At 35.8% G+C, this 24,403-nt stretch carries 25 protein-coding genes; 17 read left to right on the forward strand and 8 right to left on the reverse strand.

Annotated features, from left to right (window positions below; all coding sequences use genetic code 11):
* Position 1 precedes the first annotated feature (1 nt).
* A complete protein-coding gene (lpdA, locus tag ACIGHG_RS04515) occupies positions 2-1,414 on the forward strand; it encodes a dihydrolipoyl dehydrogenase (protein WP_336473502.1) in 1,413 nt (470 codons plus the stop codon).
* A 533-nt stretch (positions 1,415-1,947) separates the two neighbouring features.
* Positions 1,948-2,181, forward strand: a complete 234-nt coding sequence (locus tag ACIGHG_RS04520) for a hypothetical protein (protein WP_090914297.1) — start codon at positions 1,948-1,950, stop codon at positions 2,179-2,181.
* Here the strand turns inward: ACIGHG_RS04520 and ACIGHG_RS04525 are convergent.
* Positions 2,178-2,570, reverse strand: a complete 393-nt coding sequence (locus ACIGHG_RS04525; protein WP_090914299.1) for a DUF1885 family protein — start codon at positions 2,568-2,570, stop codon at positions 2,178-2,180. The genes ACIGHG_RS04520 and ACIGHG_RS04525 overlap by 4 nt on opposite strands.
* Positions 2,571-2,701: 131 nt before the next feature.
* Here ACIGHG_RS04525 and ACIGHG_RS04530 point away from each other — a divergent pair, with 131 nt between their 5' ends.
* A complete protein-coding gene (locus ACIGHG_RS04530; RefSeq protein ID WP_090914301.1) occupies positions 2,702-2,998 on the forward strand; it encodes a DUF3055 domain-containing protein in 297 nt (98 codons plus the stop codon).
* A gap of 199 nt (positions 2,999-3,197) precedes the next feature.
* Complete coding sequence (locus tag ACIGHG_RS04535) at positions 3,198-3,329, forward strand: GapA-binding peptide SR1P (RefSeq protein ID WP_090914303.1); 132 nt, start codon at positions 3,198-3,200, stop codon at positions 3,327-3,329.
* Between the two features lie 31 nt (positions 3,330-3,360).
* On the opposite strand, the gene ACIGHG_RS04540 is transcribed toward ACIGHG_RS04535, so the two are convergent.
* Positions 3,361-4,191: a protein-glutamine gamma-glutamyltransferase gene (locus tag ACIGHG_RS04540; protein ID WP_336473501.1), complete on the reverse strand. Its 831-nt coding sequence runs from the start codon at positions 4,189-4,191 to the stop codon at positions 3,361-3,363.
* A gap of 342 nt (positions 4,192-4,533) precedes the next feature.
* Positions 4,534-6,009 (reverse strand): aminotransferase class I/II-fold pyridoxal phosphate-dependent enzyme, encoded by a 1,476-nt coding sequence (locus tag ACIGHG_RS04545; protein ID WP_461781910.1) that lies wholly within the window; start codon positions 6,007-6,009, stop codon positions 4,534-4,536.
* 523 nt (positions 6,010-6,532) lie between these two features.
* Here ACIGHG_RS04545 and ACIGHG_RS04550 point away from each other — a divergent pair.
* Complete coding sequence (locus ACIGHG_RS04550) at positions 6,533-6,802, forward strand: UPF0223 family protein (RefSeq protein WP_336473499.1); 270 nt, start codon at positions 6,533-6,535, stop codon at positions 6,800-6,802.
* Positions 6,803-6,884: 82 nt separating this feature from the next.
* On the opposite strand, the gene ACIGHG_RS04555 is transcribed toward ACIGHG_RS04550, so the two are convergent.
* Entirely contained in the window at positions 6,885-7,511 is a 627-nt protein-coding gene (locus ACIGHG_RS04555) for a YktB family protein (RefSeq protein WP_396547372.1), read from the reverse strand.
* Between the two features lie 208 nt (positions 7,512-7,719).
* Here ACIGHG_RS04555 and ACIGHG_RS04560 point away from each other — a divergent pair, with 208 nt between their 5' ends.
* Together ACIGHG_RS04560 and ACIGHG_RS04565 are read left to right on the forward strand one after the other, a co-directional pair.
* Complete coding sequence (locus ACIGHG_RS04560; protein WP_090914312.1) at positions 7,720-7,908, forward strand: hypothetical protein; 189 nt, start codon at positions 7,720-7,722, stop codon at positions 7,906-7,908.
* A gap of 88 nt (positions 7,909-7,996) precedes the next feature.
* Positions 7,997-8,785 (forward strand): inositol monophosphatase family protein, encoded by a 789-nt coding sequence (locus tag ACIGHG_RS04565; RefSeq protein WP_396547374.1) that lies wholly within the window; start codon positions 7,997-7,999, stop codon positions 8,783-8,785.
* 67 nt (positions 8,786-8,852) lie between these two features.
* Here the strand turns inward: ACIGHG_RS04565 and ACIGHG_RS04570 are convergent, their stop codons facing one another.
* On the reverse strand, positions 8,853-9,032 hold the full coding sequence (locus ACIGHG_RS04570; RefSeq protein ID WP_090914316.1) for a DUF5325 family protein: 180 nt from the start codon (positions 9,030-9,032) through the stop codon (positions 8,853-8,855).
* A gap of 141 nt (positions 9,033-9,173) precedes the next feature.
* Between ACIGHG_RS04570 and typA the strand changes: the two genes are divergently transcribed.
* The 3 genes from typA to ACIGHG_RS04585 all read left to right on the forward strand — a co-directional run bounded on the left by typA (position 9,174) and on the right by ACIGHG_RS04585 (position 11,775).
* Complete coding sequence (gene typA, locus ACIGHG_RS04575; RefSeq protein ID WP_336473497.1) at positions 9,174-11,015, forward strand: translational GTPase TypA; 1,842 nt, start codon at positions 9,174-9,176, stop codon at positions 11,013-11,015.
* A 166-nt stretch (positions 11,016-11,181) separates the two neighbouring features.
* Positions 11,182-11,484: a YlaH-like family protein gene (locus ACIGHG_RS04580; RefSeq protein WP_090914479.1), complete on the forward strand. Its 303-nt coding sequence runs from the start codon at positions 11,182-11,184 to the stop codon at positions 11,482-11,484.
* Positions 11,485-11,499: 15 nt separating this feature from the next.
* Positions 11,500-11,775 (forward strand): hypothetical protein, encoded by a 276-nt coding sequence (locus ACIGHG_RS04585; protein ID WP_336473496.1) that lies wholly within the window; start codon positions 11,500-11,502, stop codon positions 11,773-11,775.
* A gap of 327 nt (positions 11,776-12,102) precedes the next feature.
* Here ACIGHG_RS04585 and ACIGHG_RS04590 read toward each other — a convergent pair whose 3' ends face one another.
* Entirely contained in the window at positions 12,103-12,303 is a 201-nt protein-coding gene (locus ACIGHG_RS04590; RefSeq protein ID WP_336473495.1) for a YlaI family protein, read from the reverse strand.
* Positions 12,304-12,568: 265 nt separating this feature from the next.
* On the opposite strand from ACIGHG_RS04590, the gene ACIGHG_RS04595 reads away from it, so the two are divergent.
* Both ACIGHG_RS04595 and ACIGHG_RS04600 read left to right on the forward strand, forming a co-directional pair.
* A complete protein-coding gene (locus ACIGHG_RS04595) occupies positions 12,569-13,024 on the forward strand; it encodes a pyridoxamine 5'-phosphate oxidase family protein (RefSeq protein ID WP_396547377.1) in 456 nt (151 codons plus the stop codon).
* 167 nt (positions 13,025-13,191) lie between these two features.
* Positions 13,192-14,520 carry a PhoH family protein gene (locus ACIGHG_RS04600; protein ID WP_090914323.1) on the forward strand — a complete coding sequence of 443 codons (1,329 nt, stop codon included), beginning with the start codon at positions 13,192-13,194 and terminating at the stop codon, positions 14,518-14,520.
* Between the two features lie 81 nt (positions 14,521-14,601).
* Here ACIGHG_RS04600 and ACIGHG_RS04605 read toward each other — a convergent pair whose 3' ends face one another.
* Positions 14,602-15,099 (reverse strand): molybdopterin-binding protein, encoded by a 498-nt coding sequence (locus ACIGHG_RS04605; RefSeq protein WP_090914326.1) that lies wholly within the window; start codon positions 15,097-15,099, stop codon positions 14,602-14,604.
* Between the two features lie 153 nt (positions 15,100-15,252).
* Here ACIGHG_RS04605 and ACIGHG_RS04610 point away from each other — a divergent pair, with 153 nt between their 5' ends.
* The 3 genes from ACIGHG_RS04610 to pyc all read left to right on the forward strand — a co-directional run bounded on the left by ACIGHG_RS04610 (position 15,253) and on the right by pyc (position 20,653).
* Positions 15,253-15,537, forward strand: coding sequence for an Fpa/YlaN family protein (locus ACIGHG_RS04610; protein ID WP_020059288.1), 285 nt, complete (start codon positions 15,253-15,255; stop codon positions 15,535-15,537).
* Between the two features lie 140 nt (positions 15,538-15,677).
* Positions 15,678-16,871, forward strand: coding sequence for an FtsW/RodA/SpoVE family cell cycle protein (locus ACIGHG_RS04615; RefSeq protein WP_336473493.1), 1,194 nt, complete (start codon positions 15,678-15,680; stop codon positions 16,869-16,871).
* 335 nt (positions 16,872-17,206) lie between these two features.
* On the forward strand, positions 17,207-20,653 hold the full coding sequence (pyc, locus tag ACIGHG_RS04620) for a pyruvate carboxylase (RefSeq protein ID WP_396547380.1): 3,447 nt from the start codon (positions 17,207-17,209) through the stop codon (positions 20,651-20,653).
* Between the two features lie 98 nt (positions 20,654-20,751).
* On the opposite strand, the gene ACIGHG_RS04625 is transcribed toward pyc, so the two are convergent.
* Positions 20,752-21,699, reverse strand: a complete 948-nt coding sequence (locus tag ACIGHG_RS04625) for a COX15/CtaA family protein (protein WP_336473491.1) — start codon at positions 21,697-21,699, stop codon at positions 20,752-20,754.
* 627 nt (positions 21,700-22,326) lie between these two features.
* On the opposite strand from ACIGHG_RS04625, the gene cyoE reads away from it, so the two are divergent.
* Together cyoE and coxB are read left to right on the forward strand one after the other, a co-directional pair.
* A complete protein-coding gene (gene cyoE / locus ACIGHG_RS04630; protein WP_090914334.1) occupies positions 22,327-23,250 on the forward strand; it encodes a heme o synthase in 924 nt (307 codons plus the stop codon).
* A gap of 92 nt (positions 23,251-23,342) precedes the next feature.
* Positions 23,343-24,392, forward strand: a complete 1,050-nt coding sequence (gene coxB, locus ACIGHG_RS04635; protein WP_090914336.1) for a cytochrome c oxidase subunit II — start codon at positions 23,343-23,345, stop codon at positions 24,390-24,392.
* The last annotated feature ends 11 nt before the right edge of the window (positions 24,393-24,403 follow it).

Raw genomic sequence — 24,403 nt, forward strand, 5'->3', positions numbered from 1 at the left:
AATGGTAGTAGGAGATTTCCCAATTGAATTAGATACAGTCGTTGTTGGTGCAGGTCCTGGTGGATATGTTGCAGCAATTCGTGCAGCACAATTAGGACAAAAAGTAGCTATTATTGAAAAAGCTAACCTTGGTGGTGTATGCTTAAACGTTGGATGTATTCCTTCTAAAGCATTAATTAATGCAGGTCATCGTTATGAGAATGCAAAACATTCTGATGACATGGGGATTACTGCAGAAAACGTAACAGTTGACTTCACAAAAGTTCAAGAATGGAAAAACGGCGTAGTTAAGAAATTAACTGGCGGTGTAGAAGGCCTTCTAAAAGGTAACAAAGTTGAAATCATTCGTGGTGAAGCTTACTTTGTAGATGCAAACACATTACGCGTAATGACTGAAGAAGCAGCTCAAACGTACACGTTTAAAAATGCTGTTCTTGCAACTGGTTCTACACCAATTGAAATTCCTGGATTCAAATACTCTAAACGTGTTCTTAACTCAACTGGTGCTTTAAGCTTACCTGAAATTCCGAAAAAACTTGTTGTAATCGGCGGCGGTTACATCGGTATGGAATTAGGTACTGCATATGCAAACTTCGGTACAGAAGTTACTGTATTAGAAGCTGGCGATGAAATTTTAGCTGGTTTTGAAAAAGCAATGAGCCAAGTTGTAAAACGCGCTCTTCAGAAAAAAGGCAACGTAACAATCCATACAAAAGCTATGGCTAAAGGCGTTGAAGAAACTGAAAACGGTGTAACAGTTAGCTTCGAAGTAAAAGGTGAAGTACAAACTGTTGAAGCTGATTATGTATTAGTAACTGTAGGTCGTCGTCCAAATACTCAAGAAATCGGTCTTGAGCAAGTTGGAATTAAAATGACTGACCGTGGTCTAATCGAAATCGACGAACAATGCCGTACAAATGTATCAAACATCTATGCAATTGGTGATATCGTTCCTGGACCACCATTAGCTCATAAAGCTTCTTACGAAGGTAAAGTAGCTGTTGAAGCAATTAGCGGTCATGCATCAGCAATTGACTACATCGGAATTCCAGCAGTATGCTTCACTGATCCAGAATTAGCATCTGTTGGTTATACGAAAAAACAAGCAGAAGAAGCTGGAATGACAGTAGCAGTTTCTAAATTCCCATTCGCTGCTAACGGACGTGCATTATCGTTAAACAGCACAGATGGTTTCGTACAGCTTGTAACTCGTAAAGAAGATGGACTTATTGTAGGTGCACAAGTTGCAGGTGCAGGCGCTTCTGATATTATTTCTGAGCTTGGTTTAGCTATCGAAGCTGGAATGACAGCTGAAGATATCGCTCAAACAATCCATGCTCACCCAACATTAGGTGAAATCACAATGGAAGCAGCTGAAGTTGCTCTTGGAATGCCAATTCACATTGTAAAATAATATAAGATAAATAAAAGAACCGCCTCCTAGATATTAGGAGACGGTTCTTTTATTTATATAAATTCATTTTAATTTCTCGACATCTTTGTCTAGCTCCAGCGGCTAGAACAGTCGGTGGCTTCGCATCTTCCACCGAGGCAAAAAGCGCCTCTATGTCAGAAGCTCCATCCCCCTCTTGTTCTGAGCGAGCCGCTTCCGCTTTTCTTTATAAGTTGTTGCTATGCAGAATACAGCATGACCGCTTCTTGCTTTCTCCTTTTGTTTTAAACCCTGCATGTGGTAGAAAAAGGCCTCGACCGTTTCTATGCGCGGCCAGATACTCTCGCCCACCTAAAATGAAAGGGTTTTTTATGTCGTTTTTTTAGTAATTAGTACATACATCCAAATTACTGCTATACAAAATAAAAAATGTGATAATTAGCTAAAAAATAAATCACTTTGCTTCTTCTGCCTGTTTCCTCATATATATGTAATGATTTCTTTTAGCGCCCATATATTGTAATACAATAGGACATGCGAAAGGAGGCAACGACATGAAAATGACTTTTGTTGCTTTGTTTCATTTTATTATATGGGGCGGATTTTCCATTGTGTTATTATTATCAAGTCGCGATAAAGTACATTACAAAATATTGCTCTTTTTTGTGTTTTTTTATTTGGCTTATGTTATTGCTCATATTATGTTGCACTCCAGAAAAGAGGCAATTTTTTTCACTGTTACTAATAGTTTTCTCTTTTTTATGAGTAAGCTGCTCTTTTTTAGTTAACGTTTATAAAAGTACATTGTTCTTCCATTAAAAAGCTGTAATTCTCCTTCTAATTTTTTGGCTAAAAATCTGCAAAATTCATTAGCTTTTCCTTTATCTCCAAATGTTGCAGTAGACGGTAATGTAATTTGTACAAAAGATTGTTCATTTTCAATGCCTATTCCTACATAAATAGAATGATAGCGTTCATGATTAGATTTTAAATAGAGTGTTGTATCAGAAGTGTCAACCATTTCGTATGGAAAGGCAGTATTTGAGTATGAAAAGCCGAGTTGTTGACCTGTTTGAGCTGTAATTGTTTTATAATAATGAAATAGTTTTTTGACATCGTCTAGTGAAATAGCTTGCTGTTTTGAATTTGGGACGAGTTTAATGAATGCATCTTGCATAATAAACCTCCTAAGGGCATAATATATTACTATTTTAACATTGTTGTAAATTTTTTGACAATTAAAAGGAATCCGACTTTTTTTGTTTAATATGTACAATATGGATAAATCAAGAAGAAAGGAGAGGGACAATGTTTGAAAAATTATATGATGAACATGAAAAAGCAAAAGTCCGCTTTCTTGGTTTTATGACAAATGAGACACGGTATGATTTTGGTGTGGTGTACACAACTATGTTTTTTGGTAAACCTCTTGTTGTTTGTATGCAAACTGGTCGAGCAACTCTCCTTGGACAGGATGATATTGAAAATGTGCACCATTTACAAGATGTCTTTAAACTAAAAACGAGTGAAGAAGCAACAGATCTTGCGCAGTTTTTTAAATTTCTATTGCCACCTACTTCCGTGCATGCTGAATATGAGGAATAATTGTTTAAAAGCAGTCGTAATAATAAATATACGGCTGCTTATTATTTATAAATGTTTCATACTAATGGATTTTAAAAATAATTAATATGTCACAATTAAAAACTATTGACGAAAAAAGTATAACATATTAAAATAAAGACAGAAAGTTAAGCGGTTACAAAAAATTCTTAGGAATTACAATATTAGGGGGAATTTAAAAATGGGAACTATCGTATGTCAAATTTGTGAGAACACAATTGCGCATTTTGAGGATGAAAAAGTAACAGTATTATACGGAAAATGCGCTTCTAAATGTGAGTGTGAGCATAAAGAGCATACTAAAGCCCAATAAATAAGGAAACGCCTGTATATGCAGGCGTTTTTTAGTGAATTGAAGTTGTGTGACCAATCGTTGCAATAATTGCATCATCTCGAATGGGAATGAGGTCGATTTCTGTTTGCATTTTCTTTGTAGAGGAAAATTGACTCATCATACGACTATCTATACGCGTTAGAAAATCTGTTAAATATGCTGATAAAAAAGCGAAAGGAATACGCCGTTGATTGAGTACATCAATAATTTGATTTTCAGTTTTTACACCGACACCATGCCCATAAAAGAAGAAATTTCCTAAGTAAATTGCATTTTCTCCTTGCCATTCAATTGTTGCTGGGTTTACTTGTGGGTTTTTAAAATAAACAAGGTCGCCAGGAACAACTTCTCCTCCTGTTTTTGTAATTAGTTTCAAATCCTTATCATAGTCCCATGTATATAAGTGAAGATTTGCAAATAAACGATTAAACGTTTCTTCGTCATATAATGCTAACAGTGATTTATAGAAGAGAATAATCATTGCAGTTGCACATTCTGTTCCGTATTTTTTGCCGTTTAGAAAAATATCACGAATAGCAAAAGAGGGTAACACATTAGGTCGAAGTTGAAAGCCACCTAAATGAGTTCTTTCCCAAAATTCAGGATTACAGTAAGATTGCTTAAAGGTACGAAATTGTAATCCGCTATGAAATAACTCTAAAGCGGAAGTAATAATATGAACACGGATATTTATATCGAAACTTAATTCTTGTAATGATTGGAAGTTATATACTTCTTGGTTTCCGGTCATAATTTCTAAAATTTGTTGTTTTTCCGAAAAGAAAGGTTCGTTTTCGTTTTTTATATATGGGTGTACAATGGAACGGCCAATTACAATCATAAAATCCCACCTATATGTTTACATTCTTTTGATTTTGAATTAAAGGGCGGTGAGGCTCTCAGCTTAAATTTTAGAGGAAATTAAGAAAAATACTGCTGAGCTGTATCTAATTGATTCTCACCTACTAATGGAGCTATACACTAATGGATAGTAGCTTTTCATGATAGCAAGGAGAGAACGCGATCCGTAAGAGCCCAATTGGGAAGGGTTTCCGCCTGATGGAAGTTTCACATTATATCGTATGAATAGGCGAATAAAGGGTGCATAGGAAAAATAATATGAAGGCTAGAAGAGGGAAAGAATGAAAAAATCCCACCTCAATGATATGAGGTGGGAAGGAAGTTATTCGCTAATTGCTTTATATTCTTTAATGACACGTAAAGTTTGTAATGTCATGTCTTCAGGACCTTGTACTGGTAATCCTGCTTCTAAATTCTTTTGAATATAGTCTAAATTTTCTTTTGTAATAATTTCACCAGGAGTAAAAATTGGAATACCTGGTGGATAGACCATAACGAAATCTGCTATAATGCGGCCAGCAGCTTCTGCAAAAGGAACAACCTCTGTTTCAGAATAAAAGGCATCGCGTGGAGATAGCGCAAGTACAGGGATTTCCGGAATATCCACTTGTACTTGAACACCTTTTTCTGCTCGATGTTTAAAGGTAGCTGATAAATCATGCAGAGCGTGCACTAGTAAATTTGTTTCTTCTTCCGTATCTCCAAGTGTAACAAGGCAAAGAATGTTATATAAATCGGAAAGCTCAACCTCTATATTATAATGCTGTCTTAACCATAACTCTACATCGTGTCCTGTAATTCCTAATTCTTTTACAGAAATAATGAGCTTTGTTGGATCATAACCAAAAGTTGCATCTGTTCCTAGCAGCTCTTTACCAGGACAATAGAGGTGTTCAATCTCATTTACTTGCTTTCGAACATCTTCTGCTAATTGAATCGTTTTCGTAATAAGTTCTCGTCCTTCTGTTGCAAGACGCTTTCTTGCAACGTCAAGTGAAGCTAATAAAATATAAGATGTTGAAGTTGTTGTAAGCATACTAATAATCGATTGAACATGCTTTACGTTTACAAGCCCTTCTTTTACATTCAAAATAGAGCTTTGTGTTAATGAGCCACCTAGTTTGTGAACACTTGTTGCAGCCATATCGGCACCAGCCTGCATCGCTGACTTTGGCATTTCGTCATGAAAATGAATATGAACACCATGGGCTTCATCCACTAGTACCGGTATATTGTATGAATGTACTAACTTTACAATTTGCTCTAAGTCAGCTGCAAAACCAAAATATGTTGGATTAATAACAAGGAGCCCTTTTGCATCTGGATGTTCTTCAAGCGCTTTTTTTACAGAAGGAATTGTAATTCCGTGTGAAATTCCTAATGTTGGATCAATTTCTGGATGAATAAAAATTGGTTTTGCGCCTGAGAAAATAATCGCTGACATAACAGATTTATGAACATTACGCGGTACAAGGATTTTATCTCCAGGACCACAAACGCTCATCACCATTGTCATAATTGCTCCGCTGGTTCCTTGGACAGAAAAAAATGTATGATCAGCGTCGAAAGCTTTGGCTGCTAAATCTTGTGCTTGCTTAATCATACCTTTTGGATGATGTAAATCATCGAGCGGTGCAATATTAATTAAATCAATTGATAATGCATTATGCCCAATAAATTCGCGGAATTCAGGATCCATTCCTTGTCCTTTTTTATGACCTGGGATATGAAATTGGACTGGATTTCGCTTGCTGTGCTCTTTTAAAGCAGTAAACAATGGTGTTTCGTATTGGGACAATTTATACACCCCTTCTTTTTGGTTAATATTTATTAATTTTGTTTTATGTTTATTCTGTTACACTAATCAATAGCAGAAGAAAAATTCTCACTACTATTTGAAGTATCCCTTTATGTTCTATAAAACAAAAGCATTATATCACCTATAGAAGAAGATGTATAGAAAAATAATAATGGTAATTATCGTTTTTTTATGCAGAAGGAATTATACGTAAAAAATAAAAAGTAGTATAAAATAAAGAATGGTTGTTATGAAAAGGAATTTATGTAGGAAATGTTTAATAGCTGGATTTAGAGATAGAGTATCAACGAACAAAATATGATTAAGAAAAGTGACGGGAAGAGTGGAAGACATCCTGATTAACGGATGATATCTTTACCAATCCAAAATATTATTGGTAAGATTTTGGATCGGTAAAGAAAACGATTAGTGACTAAGCATACGGGTGGAAGTTTCACTTTATCTCGCGTATGATAATGAAGGAGAACAAATTAGAGTGAACTGGAATAGATGAGGTGTTATTATGGAATATCAATATCCAATTAATTATGATTGGTCAACAGAAGAAATGGTTGCAGTAATTAAATTTTATGAAGCGATTGAACAAGCTTATGAAAAAGGGCTGAAAAGAGAAAGTCTGATGAGTTTGTATCGTCATTTTAAAGAAATTGTGCCAGGAAAAGCAGAAGAAAAGAAAATCGACAAAGAATTTCAAGAAGTGAGTGGTTATTCCATTTATCGTACAATTCAAAAGGCGAAAAATTTACAAGAAGAAGATACTGTTAAAATGTAAAAATTTTTTGAAAAATAAAAAATGAAGTGTTATAATGGGATAACAACTAAAAACGGACAATACATGTATTGTCCGTTTTGCTTTATCGATTACAAATTTTATATAAAGGAAGGAGTGAGTGCATCGTTGCTTCAATTTTTTGGATGAACTGTTCATCAGTAAGATTTACAAATTCTTCTGGAGAAATATGAATTCCTACTAATAATTCTGCTTTTTTAACAGTGCCTAACCGCTCAATCATTTCTTGTAGCTCTTCTAATTGAAGAGTATTATGTAATTTTACATCAGGCTTAGTATGGTCAATGGACCAAACGAAATCATTTGGTAAATTTGTTTTTAAATCATTTAAATGTTTTAAAAAGGCATGAGCCGCTTCCATTTTTTGTAGGCACTCATAAATTAAACCAAAGTATATAAAAGCATGTGACCCCCATAGTCCAATTTGAAAATGTGGTAGCATTTTATATCCGCGTTTATTTGTTGAAAATGCAACCCAAGTATCGTTTGGTGGATTGACTTTACGACGTGCATGTTTCGCTACATGATAGAAAAAAGGTTCACCAGTTTCATTTGTTAAGAAATGAGAAATTTGTTCGCCGAGAGCTTCTAACTTCGGATGAATGTTCGTTTTAATTGCAGCCATCCGTTCTTCTAGACCATCTACAGAGAACACAGTGAAGTCCTTTTCTTTGAAAGTTATTGATGTCATGGTTGTTCCTCCAACTCCTAGTTTGTTTTTATTCTAACATAGCTTGTAAAATTCATAAAAAAAGACGCTTATAAAAAAATTTTAGATAAAAATGCAAATTAGTTGCATAGATGATTTATCCCACATAATATAGTATAAAACAAAAAATCAGAAAATTGAGTAAATTCAAGGCCAAGGGCAAACGAATATTGGGAGGAGGCAAACGAATATGAGACAGGTAATTAACGCATTAAAAAGAACAGATGCGGAGAAGAGAATTCCGGTGTTACGTTTAGAATTAGATTATGAATTAGCAACGCTATATGATGCAATGATGGAAAATGACAACATGAAAAAAGAAGAGTGTATGAAAAAATTAGAAGTGTTAAGACTTGAAATGATTCGGTTAGAGGCGTAATAATAGTGTATGTATAAAAAATTAGTTGGTGCGAACCTTATAAAGGGTTCGTTTTTTCTGTGAACTGTACAGATCGGAGTGTTTAAACATGCAAGAGGTATGGGAAGAAATTGATGTATACGCAAAACAATGGATAAAAGAAGCGGGGCAGCACCTTGTTTCATCAATGAAGCAGTCTCTTATTATTGAAACGAAGTCAAATGCCTCTGATTTAGTAACAAATATGGATCGGGAAATTGAACAGTTTTTTATCGGGAAAATTAAAGAGAAATTTCCTAAACACTATATTCTCGGAGAAGAAGGATATGGGGATGAGTTAGCTTCAACGGATGGGGTTTTGTGGTTAATTGATCCGATTGACGGCACGATGAATTTTGTTCATCAAAAGCGAAATTTTGCAATTTCAATTGGCATATATGAGAATGGTATTGGGAAAATTGGTCTCGTGTATGATCCAGTTCATGGTGAGTTATATCATGCGAAAAAGGGTGTTGGAGCATTTTGTAATGATAAAAAAATTCCATCATTACAGCCGAGTGAAGTGTCTTCAGGAGTTATTGCTGTAAATGCTACGTGGCTTACTGATAATCCTCGTCTTGATATGAGGAAAATGGCACAACTTGTAAAAAGAGCAAGAGGCACACGTTCGTATGGATGTGCAGCACTTGAAATGGTATATGTAGCAACAGGACGATTAGATGCGTATGTGACGCCCCGCTTGTCTCCATGGGATTTTGGCGGAGGGAAGATTATTGTAGAAGAGGGTGGAGGAAAAGTAACGACTTTTACTGGAGAGCCGCTTCGAATTATTGAGAAGAGCAGTGTTCTCGTTGCAAGACCAGGTGTGTATGAAGAGATGCTACAATATGTACAGTAGGTGTATAAAATTCATAGAATAAACAAAAAAGTAAGAGGCATAGAAAATCGCTTCTTACTTTTTGCTGTTATTGTAGTTTACGCATTTTTCTCTTTGTCATAAATCCGTATCCGATTGTAAAAATCGTACCGACAATACAAATAATAACACCAATTGGGCTATTCTCAGCAATCATAATTCCAATACCAATCATAAAAATAACGCCAATGATAGCTGTTAATAAAAAACGATATTGAATCTGTTCCATATATTTCACCCTCCAATTTCATTGTACTTTCACAAAAGTGAGAATACAACTATATTTTCATTCTTGATTTTATTTTGATTGCTATTGGATCCCCTTCGCTCTTATAATAGAGAAGGATTAAAAAGACACTAGGAGTTGGACATGTTGAAAAAACGAGAAGATTTACGAAATATAGCAATTATCGCCCACGTTGACCATGGTAAAACAACACTTGTTGACCAATTGTTACGTCAAGCGGGGACGTTCCGTGCAAATGAGCACGTTGAAGAACGTGCGATGGATTCGAATGATTTAGAAAGAGAACGCGGTATTACTATTTTAGCAAAAAATACAGCGATTCATTATGAAGATAAACGAATTAATATTTTAGATACACCTGGACACGCTGACTTCGGTGGTGAAGTAGAGCGTATTATGAAAATGGTTGATGGTGTGTTACTTGTTGTTGATGCATATGAAGGTTGTATGCCACAAACACGATTTGTTTTAAAGAAAGCACTTGAGCAAAATTTAACTCCAATCGTTGTTGTGAATAAAATTGACCGTGACTTTGCTCGTCCAGATGAAGTGGTTGATGAAGTAGTTGATTTATTCATCGAACTTGGGGCAAACGAAGATCAGTTAGAATTCCCTGTTGTATTTGCATCAGCAATGAACGGAACAGCAAGCTTAGATTCAAACCCAGCAAATCAAGAAGAGAATATGAAATCATTGTTTGACACAGTTATTGAACATATTCCAGCACCAGTTGATAATAGTGAAGAGCCACTTCAATTCCAAGTAGCACTTCTTGATTACAATGATTATGTTGGTCGTATCGGAGTTGGACGTGTATTCCGCGGTACAATGAAAGTAGGGCAACAAGTTGCGTTAATGAAAGTTGATGGAAGTGTAAAACAATTCCGTGTAACGAAATTATTTGGTTATATCGGATTAAAACGTCAAGAAATTGAAGAAGCAAAAGCTGGAGACCTAGTAGCTGTTTCTGGTATGGAAGACATTAACGTTGGTGAAACGGTATGTCCAGTTGAATATCAAGAGGCATTGCCATTATTACGTATTGATGAACCAACACTACAAATGACATTCCTTGTAAATAACAGCCCATTTGCAGGTCGCGAAGGTAAATATATTACATCTCGTAAAATCGAAGAGCGTCTTCGTTCACAGCTAGAAACGGATGTAAGTTTACGTGTAGACAATACAGAATCTCCGGATGCATGGATTGTATCTGGACGTGGAGAGTTACATTTATCAATCTTGATTGAGAATATGCGTCGTGAAGGATATGAATTACAAGTATCTAAACCAGAAGTAATCATTAAAGAGGTTGACGGCGTAAGATGTGAGCCGGTAGAACGTGTACAAATTGACGTGCCAGAAGAATATACTGGTTCTATTATGGAATCAATGGGGGCACGTAAAGGTGAAATGTTAGACATGGTCAATAACGGAAACGGCCAAGTTCGTCTTACATTTATGGTTCCAGCACGTGGACTAATTGGTTACACAACTGAATTCTTAACTTTAACTCGTGGTTACGGTATTTTAAACCATACATTTGATAGCTATCAACCAGTACATGCAGGTCAAGTTGGTGGACGTCGTCAAGGTGTTCTAGTTTCACTTGAAACAGGAAAAGCATCACAGTATGGTATTATGCAAGTTGAAGACCGTGGTGTAATCTTCGTTGAACCAGGTACGGAAGTATATGCAGGTATGATTGTTGGGGAACATACACGTGAAAATGATTTAACAGTTAACGTTGTGAAAATGAAGCAACAAACTAACATTCGTTCTGCAACAAAAGACCAAACATCAACGATGAAAAAACCGCGTATTATGACTTTAGAAGAGTCATTAGAATACTTAAATGATGATGAATACTGTGAAGTAACACCAGAATCAATTCGTCTTCGTAAAAAGATTCTTGATAAGAGCGAACGTGAAAGATCTGCAAAGAAAAAGAAATTCGCTGAGTGATAAACAAAAAAGAAGCTACCTCATCTGAGGTAGTTTCTTTTTTGTTTATTGAGGTTTGAATTTTCGGAATTTTTTATAGACAATGTGTATATAGCACGCTACTCTTATAATAGAGCATAATAGAAAGTATAACTGGGGAAAAGGGGAGTGCCAGAAAATGTCGGAAGTGATAGAAAGAATGTCATTTTTTGCGAAATTATACAATGTAGATACGAACCCTGAATTAGGAATGTGGCTTCTTTACGGTACGATTATTATATTTAGTATTATTGTTTATAATTTAGGGTTTGCTAGAAAGTTATCTTTGTTAAAGAATGTAGTAATCTATACTGTACTAATACTTGGTTGCACTATTTTAACCTTTTTTGCTGTTTTCCTGCCTGTAGGAGAAGGGCTTGTTGTAGCAATTATTATACTGGGTATATATAAATTACGTTTACGGCAAGCAAAATATTCAAAGGCAGGCTAAAAGGGGGAAGGAAAGATGCGTTCTGTGCAAGATGCACTATATAATTGGTTAACCATTAAAATTGTTGCAGAAGCCCGTCCATATGATGAAGCTGCTCAGGAAACATATATGCTTTTTCATAATATGTTACATGAAGACCATCAGTTAAAACATGTTACGGTAGAAAAAAAGGAAGATATGTATTTTGTTACATATGAAAGAGAAGGGGAAAAGAAATCAGTTCGGTTTCCACTTGAGCTGATTGATTGTTTTTTAGAACAGATAAACCGTGAGCCGGAGAAATATAAATAAGCCTTTATCCTGTTCGATAAGGGCTTATTTATACGCTACAATTATGTATATCATATAGACGATTGGATTTACTATATATATAAATCCAAGTTAAAAAACCGACATAAAACCATTCTTTTTTTCGATGGGCGAGAGCATCTGGCCATGCATAGAAGCGGTCAGGCCCTTTCCTGCCACATGCAAGATAAAACAAAGGGAGAAAGCAAGCGTAGGCTCCGTTTGTTTCTATAGCCGCAATCTATATGTCGAAAAATTAAAATGGATTCATATAGTAATGTTTATTTGATTCCTTTCAGCGTTCAAATAGACGATATTCCTATTAACAGATTACCATTCATCTTCAACTGTTTTATCACGATATAATCGGAAATTGCCTGTTGTGTGTCGTTCTAAAGTACGTTCTGTAATTCGATCTGTACATTGTTTACACATAAATGTATGAATAGGACGATTGCGAAGCCGCTTCGCAACTGGATTTTCGTCATTTAAATCTTCTTTTTTATCGCAAAGAATACATTTGACTCTCATTTTGTCACCTCGGCACAAGTTCTATCTTACTTTAGTATATCATGGACCGTAGAAGTTTTTGAACTATAGGAGAAAAAATAAATATTTTCGCAATTCAAAAAATAGGTTATTATATAAGTGAAACTATTATTAACATTGAATGTACATTTTTGTTGATGATTAGTTGAATCATGTGGGCAGGTTTCTTTTCTTCGTTTGTTGTAGTCTCGCGGTAGGAAGTGCCTGTTAGAGCGAAATCAATATAGATGTTTATGGAGGTGGAAACATGGCAAATATAGTTGAACTAACATTAACGGATGCTTTAGTGAAAGCGTTACGTGAAGAGCGTATTGTAACAATTGCAACAACTGATTTTGAGAAAGGTGTTCCAAATGTAAGCGCGATTTCATGGGTATATGCAATGGGTGAAAAAGTTATTCGTTTTGCAGTGGATCAACGTTCTCGTATTGTAGAGAATTTGCGCCATCACGCAGGGCTTGTTCTTACTGTAATGGCAAATGAATCCATATATTCTATAAGTGGTAAAGCGATTATAAAGACAGAGCGGATGGAAGGTGTTCCGCTGAAATTAACTTTAATTGAAGTTTCTGTGCAAGAAGTACGTGACGTAATGTTTTACGGTGCGAAACTTGCCATTGAACCGAAATATGAAAAAACATACGATTTTCGCGCTGCAGAAAAATTAGACAACCAAGTTTTATCAGCGATGAGGGATGCGTGAAAAAGGATGGGCAGCAAGGAAAGTTGTTCATCCTTTTTCTTTATATTTCAAGTGATTTCTATTCTATCTCGTTTGTACAGTACATATAATTATAACAATGGTTCGTCCATACTCATGGATGAAACCCTTGTTCTACAAATTTCATGGTGGAGTCAGGGGGTAACAGGTTGAGTAAAATTTATGTGCTAGATACGAATGTGCTTTTGCAGGATCCGTTATCTATTTTTTCTTTTGAAAATAATGATGTAGTCATTCCAGCTGTTGTGTTAGAGGAAGTAGATTCAAAGAAACGTTATATGGATGAAGTTGGAAGGAATGCGCGTTATGTATCAAAACTAATAGATAAATTTCGTGAACTTGGGAAATTGCATGACAGTATTCCTCTCGAGAATGGAGGGACGTTTCGAATTGAGCTAAATCATCGTTCATTCGTTCAATTACAAGATATTTTTGTAGAGAAAACAAATGATAATCGTATTTTAGCTGTGGCCAAAAATTTATCATTAGAAGAGCAAGAAAAAGAAAATGGGAAATCTGTCATTCTTGTGAGTAAGGATGTACTTGTTCGAGTAAAAGCTGATGCTTTAGGATTACAAGCCGAAGATTATTTGAGTGATCGTGTTACGGAAGTCGAAAACATATATACAGGCTTCTTAGAGTATTACATACAAAAAGAGATTTTAAACCGTTTTTATGAAAAAGGGGAGCTTTCTCTTTCTGAAATTGCTAACCATCCATTTTATCCAAATCAATTTATTGTAATGAAGGATGCTTTAGGGGGATCGAGTTCGGCTCTCGGGATCGTTGATCATTCTGGGAAAAAGATAAAAAAGCTTATTTTTCCAAACGAGCAGATTTGGGGAATTCGTCCTCGAAATGTACAACAAATTATGGGGATGGAATTGTTGTTACGTGAAGACATTCCTCTTGTAACATTGACTGGTAAAGCTGGGACGGGGAAAACATTATTAGCATTAGCTGCGGGACTTATGCAAACTGAAGATTTGGGAATGTATAAAAAATTGCTCGTGGCAAGACCTATTGTTCCAGTGGGAAAAGATATTGGATATTTACCAGGAGAGAAAGAAGAAAAGTTAAGACCTTGGATGCAACCGATTTATGATAATTTAGAATATTTGTTTAATACAAAAAAACCTGGGGAATTAGATGCAATTTTAGCGGGAATGGGTTCTATTGAAGTAGAAGCTTTAACATATATTCGCGGACGTAGTATTCCAGAGCAGTTTATTATTATTGATGAAGCACAAAATTTAACAAAACATGAAGTGAAGACAATTTTAACGCGTGTTGGAGAGAGGAGCAAAATTGTTTTAATGGGAGATCCACAGCAAATTGATCATCCATATTTAGATGAATATAATAATGGCTTAACATATGTTGTAGAGAAGTTTAAAGAACAAAAAATTAGTGGACATGTGAAGTTTGTAAAAGGTGAGCGATCTAATTTAGCGCAACTAGCAGCGGATTTATTGTAGGAAAGAGTGGCGAAAAGCCACTCTTATTTGCTTGTCCTCTGTGAATGTAAAGTAAACTTTTTCGCTACCGAAAGTTTCACTTTACACGATAGTAAACTTTCGAATATATCGAACAGGATTATTGACATTAGAGCCATCTCCGAAATAAAGGTGAACAGGACCGTCTTCTTTTAGTGGTTTTCCTTTAATAGAAAAACCGAGAATAGCATCCTTTGCTTCCTTTATTGAAATCGTTGTAATACCGAATTCAGTATGAATTTCTACATGTGCAGCGTCGCTAGAAATCTCTGCGTTTTCTAAAAAAGGTAAAAATGGTATGCCGAATGTTCCTGTAATAATTTTCTCTTTTTCAAATCTTGCAACGCTTTTATTGACAGGTGGAAAAATAGCTCCTTCTCTAATTTCGCGATCCCAATGTTTAGATGCTTCTTCAGTATACTGTGCTAATTCACTTGTTATTTCTTTTGGAGTTGTAAAGTATGTTGTTAAGTCGACTTTTCGATCATCAAAAATCCAAACACTTGGATCGATTGTAATTGGAAAGCGGACATTTCCATTAATAAATAAGATTTCAGTCATTGTTGTTCCCCCATTTGTCTTATACTCCCACTTTTCAGTATAATAGGACTAGGAACAATTGTCACAGAAAATGTTTCTATTGCAATTTATGAAAACTATCGCTAATATTAATAGATAGGATAGAGGAGTAGGACGGAAACGGAGGGAACCAATTTGGCGTCTGAGACAGTAACAAATCATCAGGAAAAGGCACTTGCCCTTCTACAAGCTGATGCAGAGAAAATATTAAAACTTATTAAGGTGCAAATGGACCACCTTACGATGCCGCAGTGTCCATTATACGAAGAGGTACTTGATACACAAATGTTTGGCTTATCCCGTGAAGTTGATTTTGCGGTTCGTCTTGGTCTCATTGCGGAAGAGCAAGGTAAAGAAATTTTAGGAGAATTAGAACGCGAGCTATCGGCGTTGCATGATGCTTTTACAAACAAACAATAATAGCTGGTTCAAATAAGATGCTCAAACTGAATCAGTTTGAGCTTTTTTTATGAAAAAAAACGATTTTTCCTGAAAAGCAGGAAGAAAGCAAATACATATGGAATACAACTGTAAAAAAGAAGAGAGAAAGAGGATTTTGAATGAAAAGAGTCTGGAAGTCCATAGATTATTCTTTAGTGCTTCCTCTTGTTATCGTATGTGTGCTCGGCGTTATTATGGTATATAGTGCCAGTTCTATTGTTGCAATTACAAAATATTATCCGAAATACGGATGGACGAGCGATCACTTTTTTCTATCACAGTTAAAAGCGTTGTTCGTTGGAACGATTGGATTGTTTATTGCCATGTTTGTTCCCTTTCAAGTATGGCGAAAGCGTATTATTACTGTTTTAATCGTTGTTGTTAGCATTGGAATGCTGCTAATTGTTTTAAAATGGGGAACTGTTGTGAATAATGCGAAATCTTGGGTGTTTGGTGTACAGCCGTCGGAGTTTGTTAAATTAGGGATTATCATTGTATTAGCGCGTTTTTATGCAAAAAAGCACGCGACAGATGGACCGATTTGGCATGGTGCCGGCCGAGTGTTTATTTTTTTATTCACTACAATTTGTTTAATTTTAAAACAGCCTGATTTAGGAACAACATTATTAATTGTGTCAACGATTGGGATTATGACGTTCTGTTCAGGGATACCCCTTCAAGTTTGGCTAAAACGAATTGCTCTTACATCTATTATATGGATTCCGCTCGGATATTTTATAGGAAAAAATGTTTTAACACCTGTTCAAATTGCGCGGTTCACTACGTTTTGGAATCCGTTTGGAGATGCGCAAGGGAAGGGATTTCAATTGATCAATTCGTTTGTTGGAATTGCTTCTGGTGGTGTAGGTGGTAGAGGACTAGGAAATAGTATTCAAAAGTATGGGTATTTACCAGAGCCACATACAGACTTCATTATGGCAATTATATCTGAGGAACTAGGGTTTGTTGGGGTGGCAATTATCTTAATAGGTTTACTAGTCATTGTCGTTCGTGCTTTTCGAATTGCGCAAAAATGTAAAGATCCTTTTGGGAGTTTACTTGCAATTGGAATTGGCAGTATGATTGGAGTGCAATCTATTGTAAACCTAGGCGGAATTACAGGGGTTATGCCACTTACTGGTGTGCCTTTACCATTTGTTAGTTATGGCGGTACTTCTTTAGTGGTAACCTTAGCAGCTATGGGAATTTTATTAAATGTAGCTAGTTTTGTGAAACAGCAAGAAAAAAGAGAACAGAAAGAGCAGGAACAACAACAACCTAAACAAGAGAGACATCTTGTTGTTGTAAAATAAAAGAAGCTTTGTACACGTGTACGAAGCTTCTTTTATTTGCATATCTTCAGAAAAAAAGATGATTATTTTATGATCTCGCAACAAACAGTATGTCACTTTTATCAAATGTGTTCTACAAAAAGGATGGTTGCTTCCTTCGTTTTATGCTATACTAATTTTGTGAGATGAATTGGACAGAATGCTTATCATTTGTCAAAAAATAAGGTATGATGAATAAAAATAAGGTGAAGCTTGCACACAGTGAAAAAATACTGCTGGAAGTGAAATACTTACTCCCACTAAAGCGGGACAAATTTATGGTGTTATGAATGGTAGGAAAATAGAGGGGGAAAATCATGAAAAAGCTGCAACGTATTCAAAAAGTATTAGTAGCTAACCGCGGAGAAATTGCGATTCGTGTGTTTCGTGCTTGTACAGAATTAGGACTACGCACAGTTGCGATTTACTCGAAAGAAGATAGCGGTTCATATCATCGCTATAAAGCAGATGAAGCGTATTTGGTAGGAGAAGGAAAAAAACCAATTGAGGCATATCTCGATATTGAAGGTATTATTGAAATTGCCAAAAGTAATCATGTTGATGCAATTCATCCAGGATACGGATTCTTGTCAGAAAATATCCAATTCGCAAAACGTTGCGAAGACGAGGGGATTATTTTTATTGGTCCAAAGAGTAAGCATTTAGACATGTTTGGGGATAAAGTAAAGGCAAGAACGCAAGCTCAATTGGCAAATATCCCGGTTATTCCTGGTAGTGATGGCCCTGTACAAGAGATTGACGAAGTAGCCAATTTTGCAAAAAAGTATGATTACCCAATTATCATTAAAGCAGCTCTTGGTGGTGGCGGCCGCGGGATGCGGATTGTACGCAGTGCAGAAGAACTAAAGGAAGCGTATGACCGTGCGAAATCCGAGGCGAAAGCTGCATTTGGGAACGATGAAGTTTATGTAGAAAAATTTGTTGAAAATCCAAAACATATAGAAGTACAAATATTAGCAGATGAACATGGAAATACTGTTCATCTATATGAGCGTGATTGTTCTGTACAGCGCAGGCATCAAAAAGTTGTAGAAGTAGCACCAAGTGTGTCTCTTCCAGCTGAACTGCGCAATCGTATTTGTGAGGCTGCAGTTCAATTAACGAAAAATGTTAATTATGTAAATGCAGGGACAGTTGAGTTTCTTGTAAAAGGAAATGAATTCTATTTCATTGAAGTGAATCCGCGTGTCCAAGTGGAACACACAATTACAGAAATGATTACAGGCATTGATATCGTTCAATCACAAATTTTAATTGCTGATGGATATGCTTTACATAGTGAAAAAGTAAGTATTCCAAAACAAGAAGATATCATTACACATGGATTTGCAATTCAATCTCGTGTGACGACAGAAGATCCGCTAAATAATTTCATGCCAGATACCGGAAAAATTATGACGTATCGTTCTGGTGGTGGCTTTGGGGTGCGTTTAGATACAGGAAATAGCTTCCAAGGTGCAGTTATTACACCATATTATGACTCATTACTTGTAAAAGTAACAACTTGGGCATTAACATTTGAACAAGCAGCAGCTAAAATGGAACGTAACTTAAAAGAATTCCGTATTCGCGGCATTAAAACAAATATTCCGTTTTTGGGAAATGTTGTAAAGCACCAAAACTTTTTATCAGGAGAATATGATACATCTTTTATCGATTCCTCGCCGGAACTATTCGTATTTCCAAAACGAAAAGACCGTGGTACAAAAATGCTATCATACATTAGTACGGTAACGGTAAATGGATTCCCAGGAGTAGGAAAACAAGAAAAACCGATTTTTGCAGAAGCACGCATTCCGAATATAAAATATTCTGAACCAATCAAAGCTGGTACGAAGCAAATTTTAGATAAGCGCGGAGCTGATGGATTAGTAAAATGGGTTCAGGAACAAAAACAAGTTTTATTAACCGATACTACATTCCGTGATGCACATCAGTCGTTATTAGCAACGCGTATTCGTACAAAAGAGTTGAAACAAATTGCTGAACCAACAGCAAGAATGTTACCGAATTTATTTTCGGCAGAAATGTGGGGCGGAGCAACATTCGATGTCGCGTATCGTTTCTTAAAAGAAGATCCATGGGAACGCTTATTACAATTACGTGAGAGTATGCCAAATGTATTATTCCAAATGCTTCTTCGTGCATCGAATGCAGTAGGATATAAAAACTATCCAGATAACTTAATTCAACAGTTTGTAGAGTGTTCTGCGCAGGCTGGCATTGATGTATTCCGTATTTTTGATAGTTTAAACTGGATAGAAGGTATGCGCGTTGCAATTGATGCTGTGCGTCAAAGCGGTAAAATTGCAGAGGCAACAATGTGTTACACAGGTGATATCCATGATCCAATGCGCAGTAAATATGATTTAAATTACTACAAAAACTTGGCAAAAGAGTTAGAAGCATCTGGTGCTCATATTTTAGGGATTAAAGATATGGCAGGCTTATTAAAACCAAACGCAGCTTACGATTTAGTATCCGCATTAAAAGAGACGGTATCGATTCCGGTGCATCTTCATACGCATGATACGAGTGGAAACGGTGTATTAACATATGCAAAAGCAATTGAGGCTGGAGTTGATATTGTAGACGTTGCGGTAAGCTCTATGGCAGGTTTAACATCTCAGCCGAGCGCTAATACATTGTTCTATGCATTAGAAGGAAATGAAAGACAGCCGAATGTGGATGTGAATTCTTTAGAGAAGCTCTCACATTATTGGGAAGATGTTCGTAAATATTATTCTTCTTTTGAAAGTGGAATGAATGCACCGCATACAGAAGTGTACATGCATGAAATGCCAGGCGGCCAATACAGTAACCTACAGCAACAAGCAAAAGCTGTCGGATTAGGAGATCGATTTGATGAAGTAAAAGTGATGTATCGTCGCGTTAATGATATGTTCGGCGATATCGTGAAAGTAACTCCATCATCAAAAGTAGTCGGTGATATGGCTCTATTTATGGTACAAAATCATTTAACAGAGAAAGATATTTATGAACGTGGTCATGCATTAGATTTCCCAGGATCAGTTGTCGAAATGTTCTCTGGTGACCTTGGACAACCGTATGGTGGTTTTCCTAAAAAGCTACAAGAGATTATTCTAAAAGGAAAAGAGCCTTTAACAGTAAGACCAGGTGAATTGCTAGAACCGATCGATTTTGAAGCATTAAAAAAAGAGTTATTCCATAAGCTTGGTCGTGAAGTAACGATGTTTGATATTGTAGCGTATGCATTATATCCGAAAGTATTTATGGATTATCAAAAAGTTGCAGGACAATATGGAAATATTTCTGTCCTTGACACACCGACATTCTTCTATGGAATGAGACTTGGTGAGGAAATTGGTGTGGAAATCGAACGTGGTAAAACGTTAATTGTGAAATTAATTTCGATTGGAGAACCACAATTAGATGGTACACGTGTTATCTACTTTGAATTTAATGGACAGCCTCGTGAAATTGTTGTAAAAGATGAAAGTGTGAAAGCAACAGTTTCGCAACGAGTGAAAGGGAATCGTGAAAATCCAAATCATATTAATGCAACAATGCCGGGTACTGTAATTAAAGTAGTGGTAAAAGAAGGAGAGCAAGTGAAAAAAGGTGATTCCATGGCAATTACAGAAGCGATGAAAATGGAAACAACTGTACAAGCTCCATTTACTGGAACGGTGAAAAAAGTGTATGTGAAAGACGGCGAGGCAATTCAAACAGGTGATTTGCTGATTGAGTTAGAGCAATAAAACAAGGTTATCACTCGAATTTTGAAAATAAAAAAGAGCTGCTTTTGTGCAGCTCTTTTGTTTTTAAAAAATAATAACTTGTCAGAAGAGACATGTTATTATGATAGTTTCGTTTGCTTAGTAGTATGATTTATTTCTGTTTTTTTCATGTTTGTTTTACTGCGTGTTCCTAGCATAACTAAATAGCATAATACGGCAAATAAGCATGATATAAAGAGTGAATGCAGAAGTGACATTGTTAAACTTGCTTCTGTATATACAACTAAAATACCAGCGATTGCTTGACATGTGACAAGAATGAAAGCTGTAATCCATCCATAACATATAACAGGTTGTTGCTTATAGTGCTTGATAGCTATAAGCATTGCATATAAAATCCAAGCGAAAATTAATAGAGCAGCAATTCGGTGTCCCATCTGTACCCATTCATGAAACTGTATTGGAAGAGGGCTGTTTTTACTGCATAAAGGGAAACTCGGACATGCTAAACTCGCATGCTCATGACGCACTAACGCTCCTGTATAGACAACAAGGTAACTGTAAATTGTTACACCATAAATGTGAAATTTCATCTTCTTATCAATAACAAGTGAATGAGCATCAAATTTCTTATCAATTTCAAAGATAAGAAGTGTTAATAAAATAACAGCAGCAAACGAAATAAGGGAAATACCGAAATGAATTGCTAATACAGCCGGAACTTGCCCCCATACAACCGCAGCAGCGCCCATGAGTGCTTGCGCTATTAAAAACGCGAAAGATAGGATGGCAAGTGCTTTTGTTTCACGAACTTGTCCATAGTATTTCCAAGATAAGATACATAGTAGTGTAACTAGAATTCCTGCAGAACCTGAAGTAAGACGATGACTCAGTTCGATAATTGTTTCCATTGATAAATTCGAAGGAACAAGTTCTCCATTACACAGCGGCCAAGATTTACCACAGCCTTGTCCAGATCCAGTTTTAGTAACTAACGCTCCACCAAGTAGAACAAATAATAAATCAAGACTTGTAATGACTGCTAACCATTTTATAAAGCGTTGCAATCCTTTTCACCAGCTTTCAATTTCAAAGTTATTGTGCAATATTTTAATAAAATAAAGTAGAACTTCCCTCGGTGTTGTTTTTAATCCTCACTAAGGGTTAGTTAAACGACTTCGGCGCATACTAGCAGTTACCTAACCTATATTCTCTACGTCTTCAGAATCTTGAGGTGGAGGTTTTACTACTTGTAAATAGCCGGAAAGGTTATAGAAACAGAAATGCACTACAGTCCTATGATATATAAAATCTGATAAAATAGCAAAGGGGAGAGAGCGGAAGAAGATAAGGAAAATAAATTGCTGATTTTTAACAAAAAATAGTGAGTTTTATAAAGAAATATACGGAAATGCATGCGGAATTTGACAAAATAGTTTATTATAAAAGATAATTACGTTCTATAATTGATGAAGTAATAGGAAAACTTTTTAAGTCATAGACACAAAAAGTTCATGTTTTCTTCACAATTTTTTCATGAAATATGTTTTAATATATTCGAGCGAGAAGTGTATATTAATAACAAAACCAAAAAACAACATTTCTACTGTAATAATATTGCTATATAAAAGCGATATTTTATTTTAAGTAAATGGGCAAAAGAAAGATGGAAGTTTTAAGAGGGGGTTAAAGTGATGAACCATGCAACAAGTGAACTGCATGATGAGTCAGCTATAGCAAATGTACCGGAAACAACACGTGTACAAGATTTATTAGCGCTCGTTAAGATGGGGATTGTAAATTCAAATACACTTACTGTATTTACAGGATTTTGGTTAGCTCTACATTTCAATGGATTGAATGTTTTGGACCATCTAGATAAAATGTTTTTTACAATCATCGGCTCTGCATTAATTATGGCGGGAGCATGTAGCTTAAATAATTATATTGACCGAGATATTGATCATTTAATGGAACGAACAAAAAATCGTCCAACAGTAACAGGAAAATATAAACCTGGATTCGCATTAACATTAGGTATTACAATTACGCTTTTAGGCTTTGTATTTTTGCTATTTACAACACCGATGGCAGCATTTATTGGTTTTATTGGTTTCTTTACGTATGTTGTTCTGTATTCATTATGGACAAAGCGAAAATATACGTTAAATACAGTAGTAGGGAGTGTATCAGGTGCAGTTCCGCCTTTAATCGGTTGGGCAGCTATTGATCCAAGCTTGAATCACCCTATTGCTTGGATGCTATTCTTAATTATGTTTATTTGGCAAATTCCACATTTCCTCGCACTTGCGATGAAACGTGTTGAAGAATATCGCAATGCAGGCATTCCGATGCTTCCTGTAGCGCATGGATTTGATATTACAAAACGTCAAATTATGATTTGGACAGTATGTTTATTACCACTGCCATTTTATATGAGTGCACTTGGAGTAACATTTATGGTAATTGCAACATTGCTTAACATCGGTTGGATCGTGTTAGGGTTTTATGGCTTCCGCAAGAAAGACGACATCAAATGGTCCGTGCAAATGTTTGTATACTCCTTAAATTACTTAACAATCTTATTTATTTTAATGATTGTTGTAACTTTCTTCTAAGACAACGACATGAGGGGATTTCTTTACGTTGAGGTTTACTTTACTTACTATAAAGTACAATCTAATTAACAAAGAAAGTGGGGGTTGTTTGCATGAAGAAACAGTGGCGATTGCTTTCGCTCGTTTCACTAGTGGCTTTACTGTTAGGGGGATGCGGTAAAGCCTTTCAATCTACTTTGATTCCACAAGGTGAAGTAGCAAAAATGCAATATGATTTATTGTTATTAGCCAGTGCAATCATGATTGGTGTTGTTCTTGTTGTTACGATTATTTTCTTGTATGTAATTGTACGTTTCCGTCAAAGGAAGGGACAGGAAAACTATATTCCGAAGCAAGTTGAAGGAAATCACAAGCTAGAAATTATATGGACAGTCATTCCGATTTTACTTTTATTGGTATTGGCTGTCCCTACTGTTACATATACGTTTAAACTTGCTGACGTTAGTGCAATGGAGAAAAAGAATATTGATAAAGATACAATCGTTGTTGATGTAACAGCGAATCTTTATTGGTGGGAATTTTCTTATAAAAATGAAAAAATAGTAACTTCGCAAGATTTAGTCATCCCTACAGGTAAAAAAGTGTATTTAAATTTAAAGGGTGCCGATATTAAACACTCATTTTGGGTTCCCTCTTTAGCTGGAAAAATGGATACAAATACAGATAATGTGAACAAGATGTGGATTAAAGCAGATAAGGCCGACACATATAATGGATTTTGTACAGAATTTTGCGGACCGTCTCATTCTTTAATGCAGTTTAAAGTGAAAGCGGTTAATGAAAGCGAGTACAAAAAGTGGATTGCTAGTATGAAAGAATTAGATGGTAAAAAGGCTGTTGCTTCTTCGAAAGAACAAGAAGGTAAACAAATCTTTGAAAAGAGCTGTATCGGTTGTCATGCTACTGGATCAAATGATAGCAGACCACCTTCTGCACGTATTGCACCAAACTTAGCAAACTTTGCAGACCGTGACATGGTTGCGGGAATTGCTAAAAATAATGATGAAAATGTAGAAAAATGGTTAAAAGACCCTGAAAGCATGAAACCAGGAAACAAAATGACTGGAAAATACGGTAATCTTACTGAAGATCAAGTAGAGGCATTAAATGCTTACTTGAAAACATTAAAAGTTGAAAAGTAACGAGAAACTAT

It is taken from the genome of Bacillus sp. NPDC077411 (assembly GCF_044543425.1).
In the GTDB taxonomy this organism is placed as follows: domain Bacteria; phylum Bacillota; class Bacilli; order Bacillales; family Bacillaceae_G; genus Bacillus_A; species Bacillus_A bruguierae.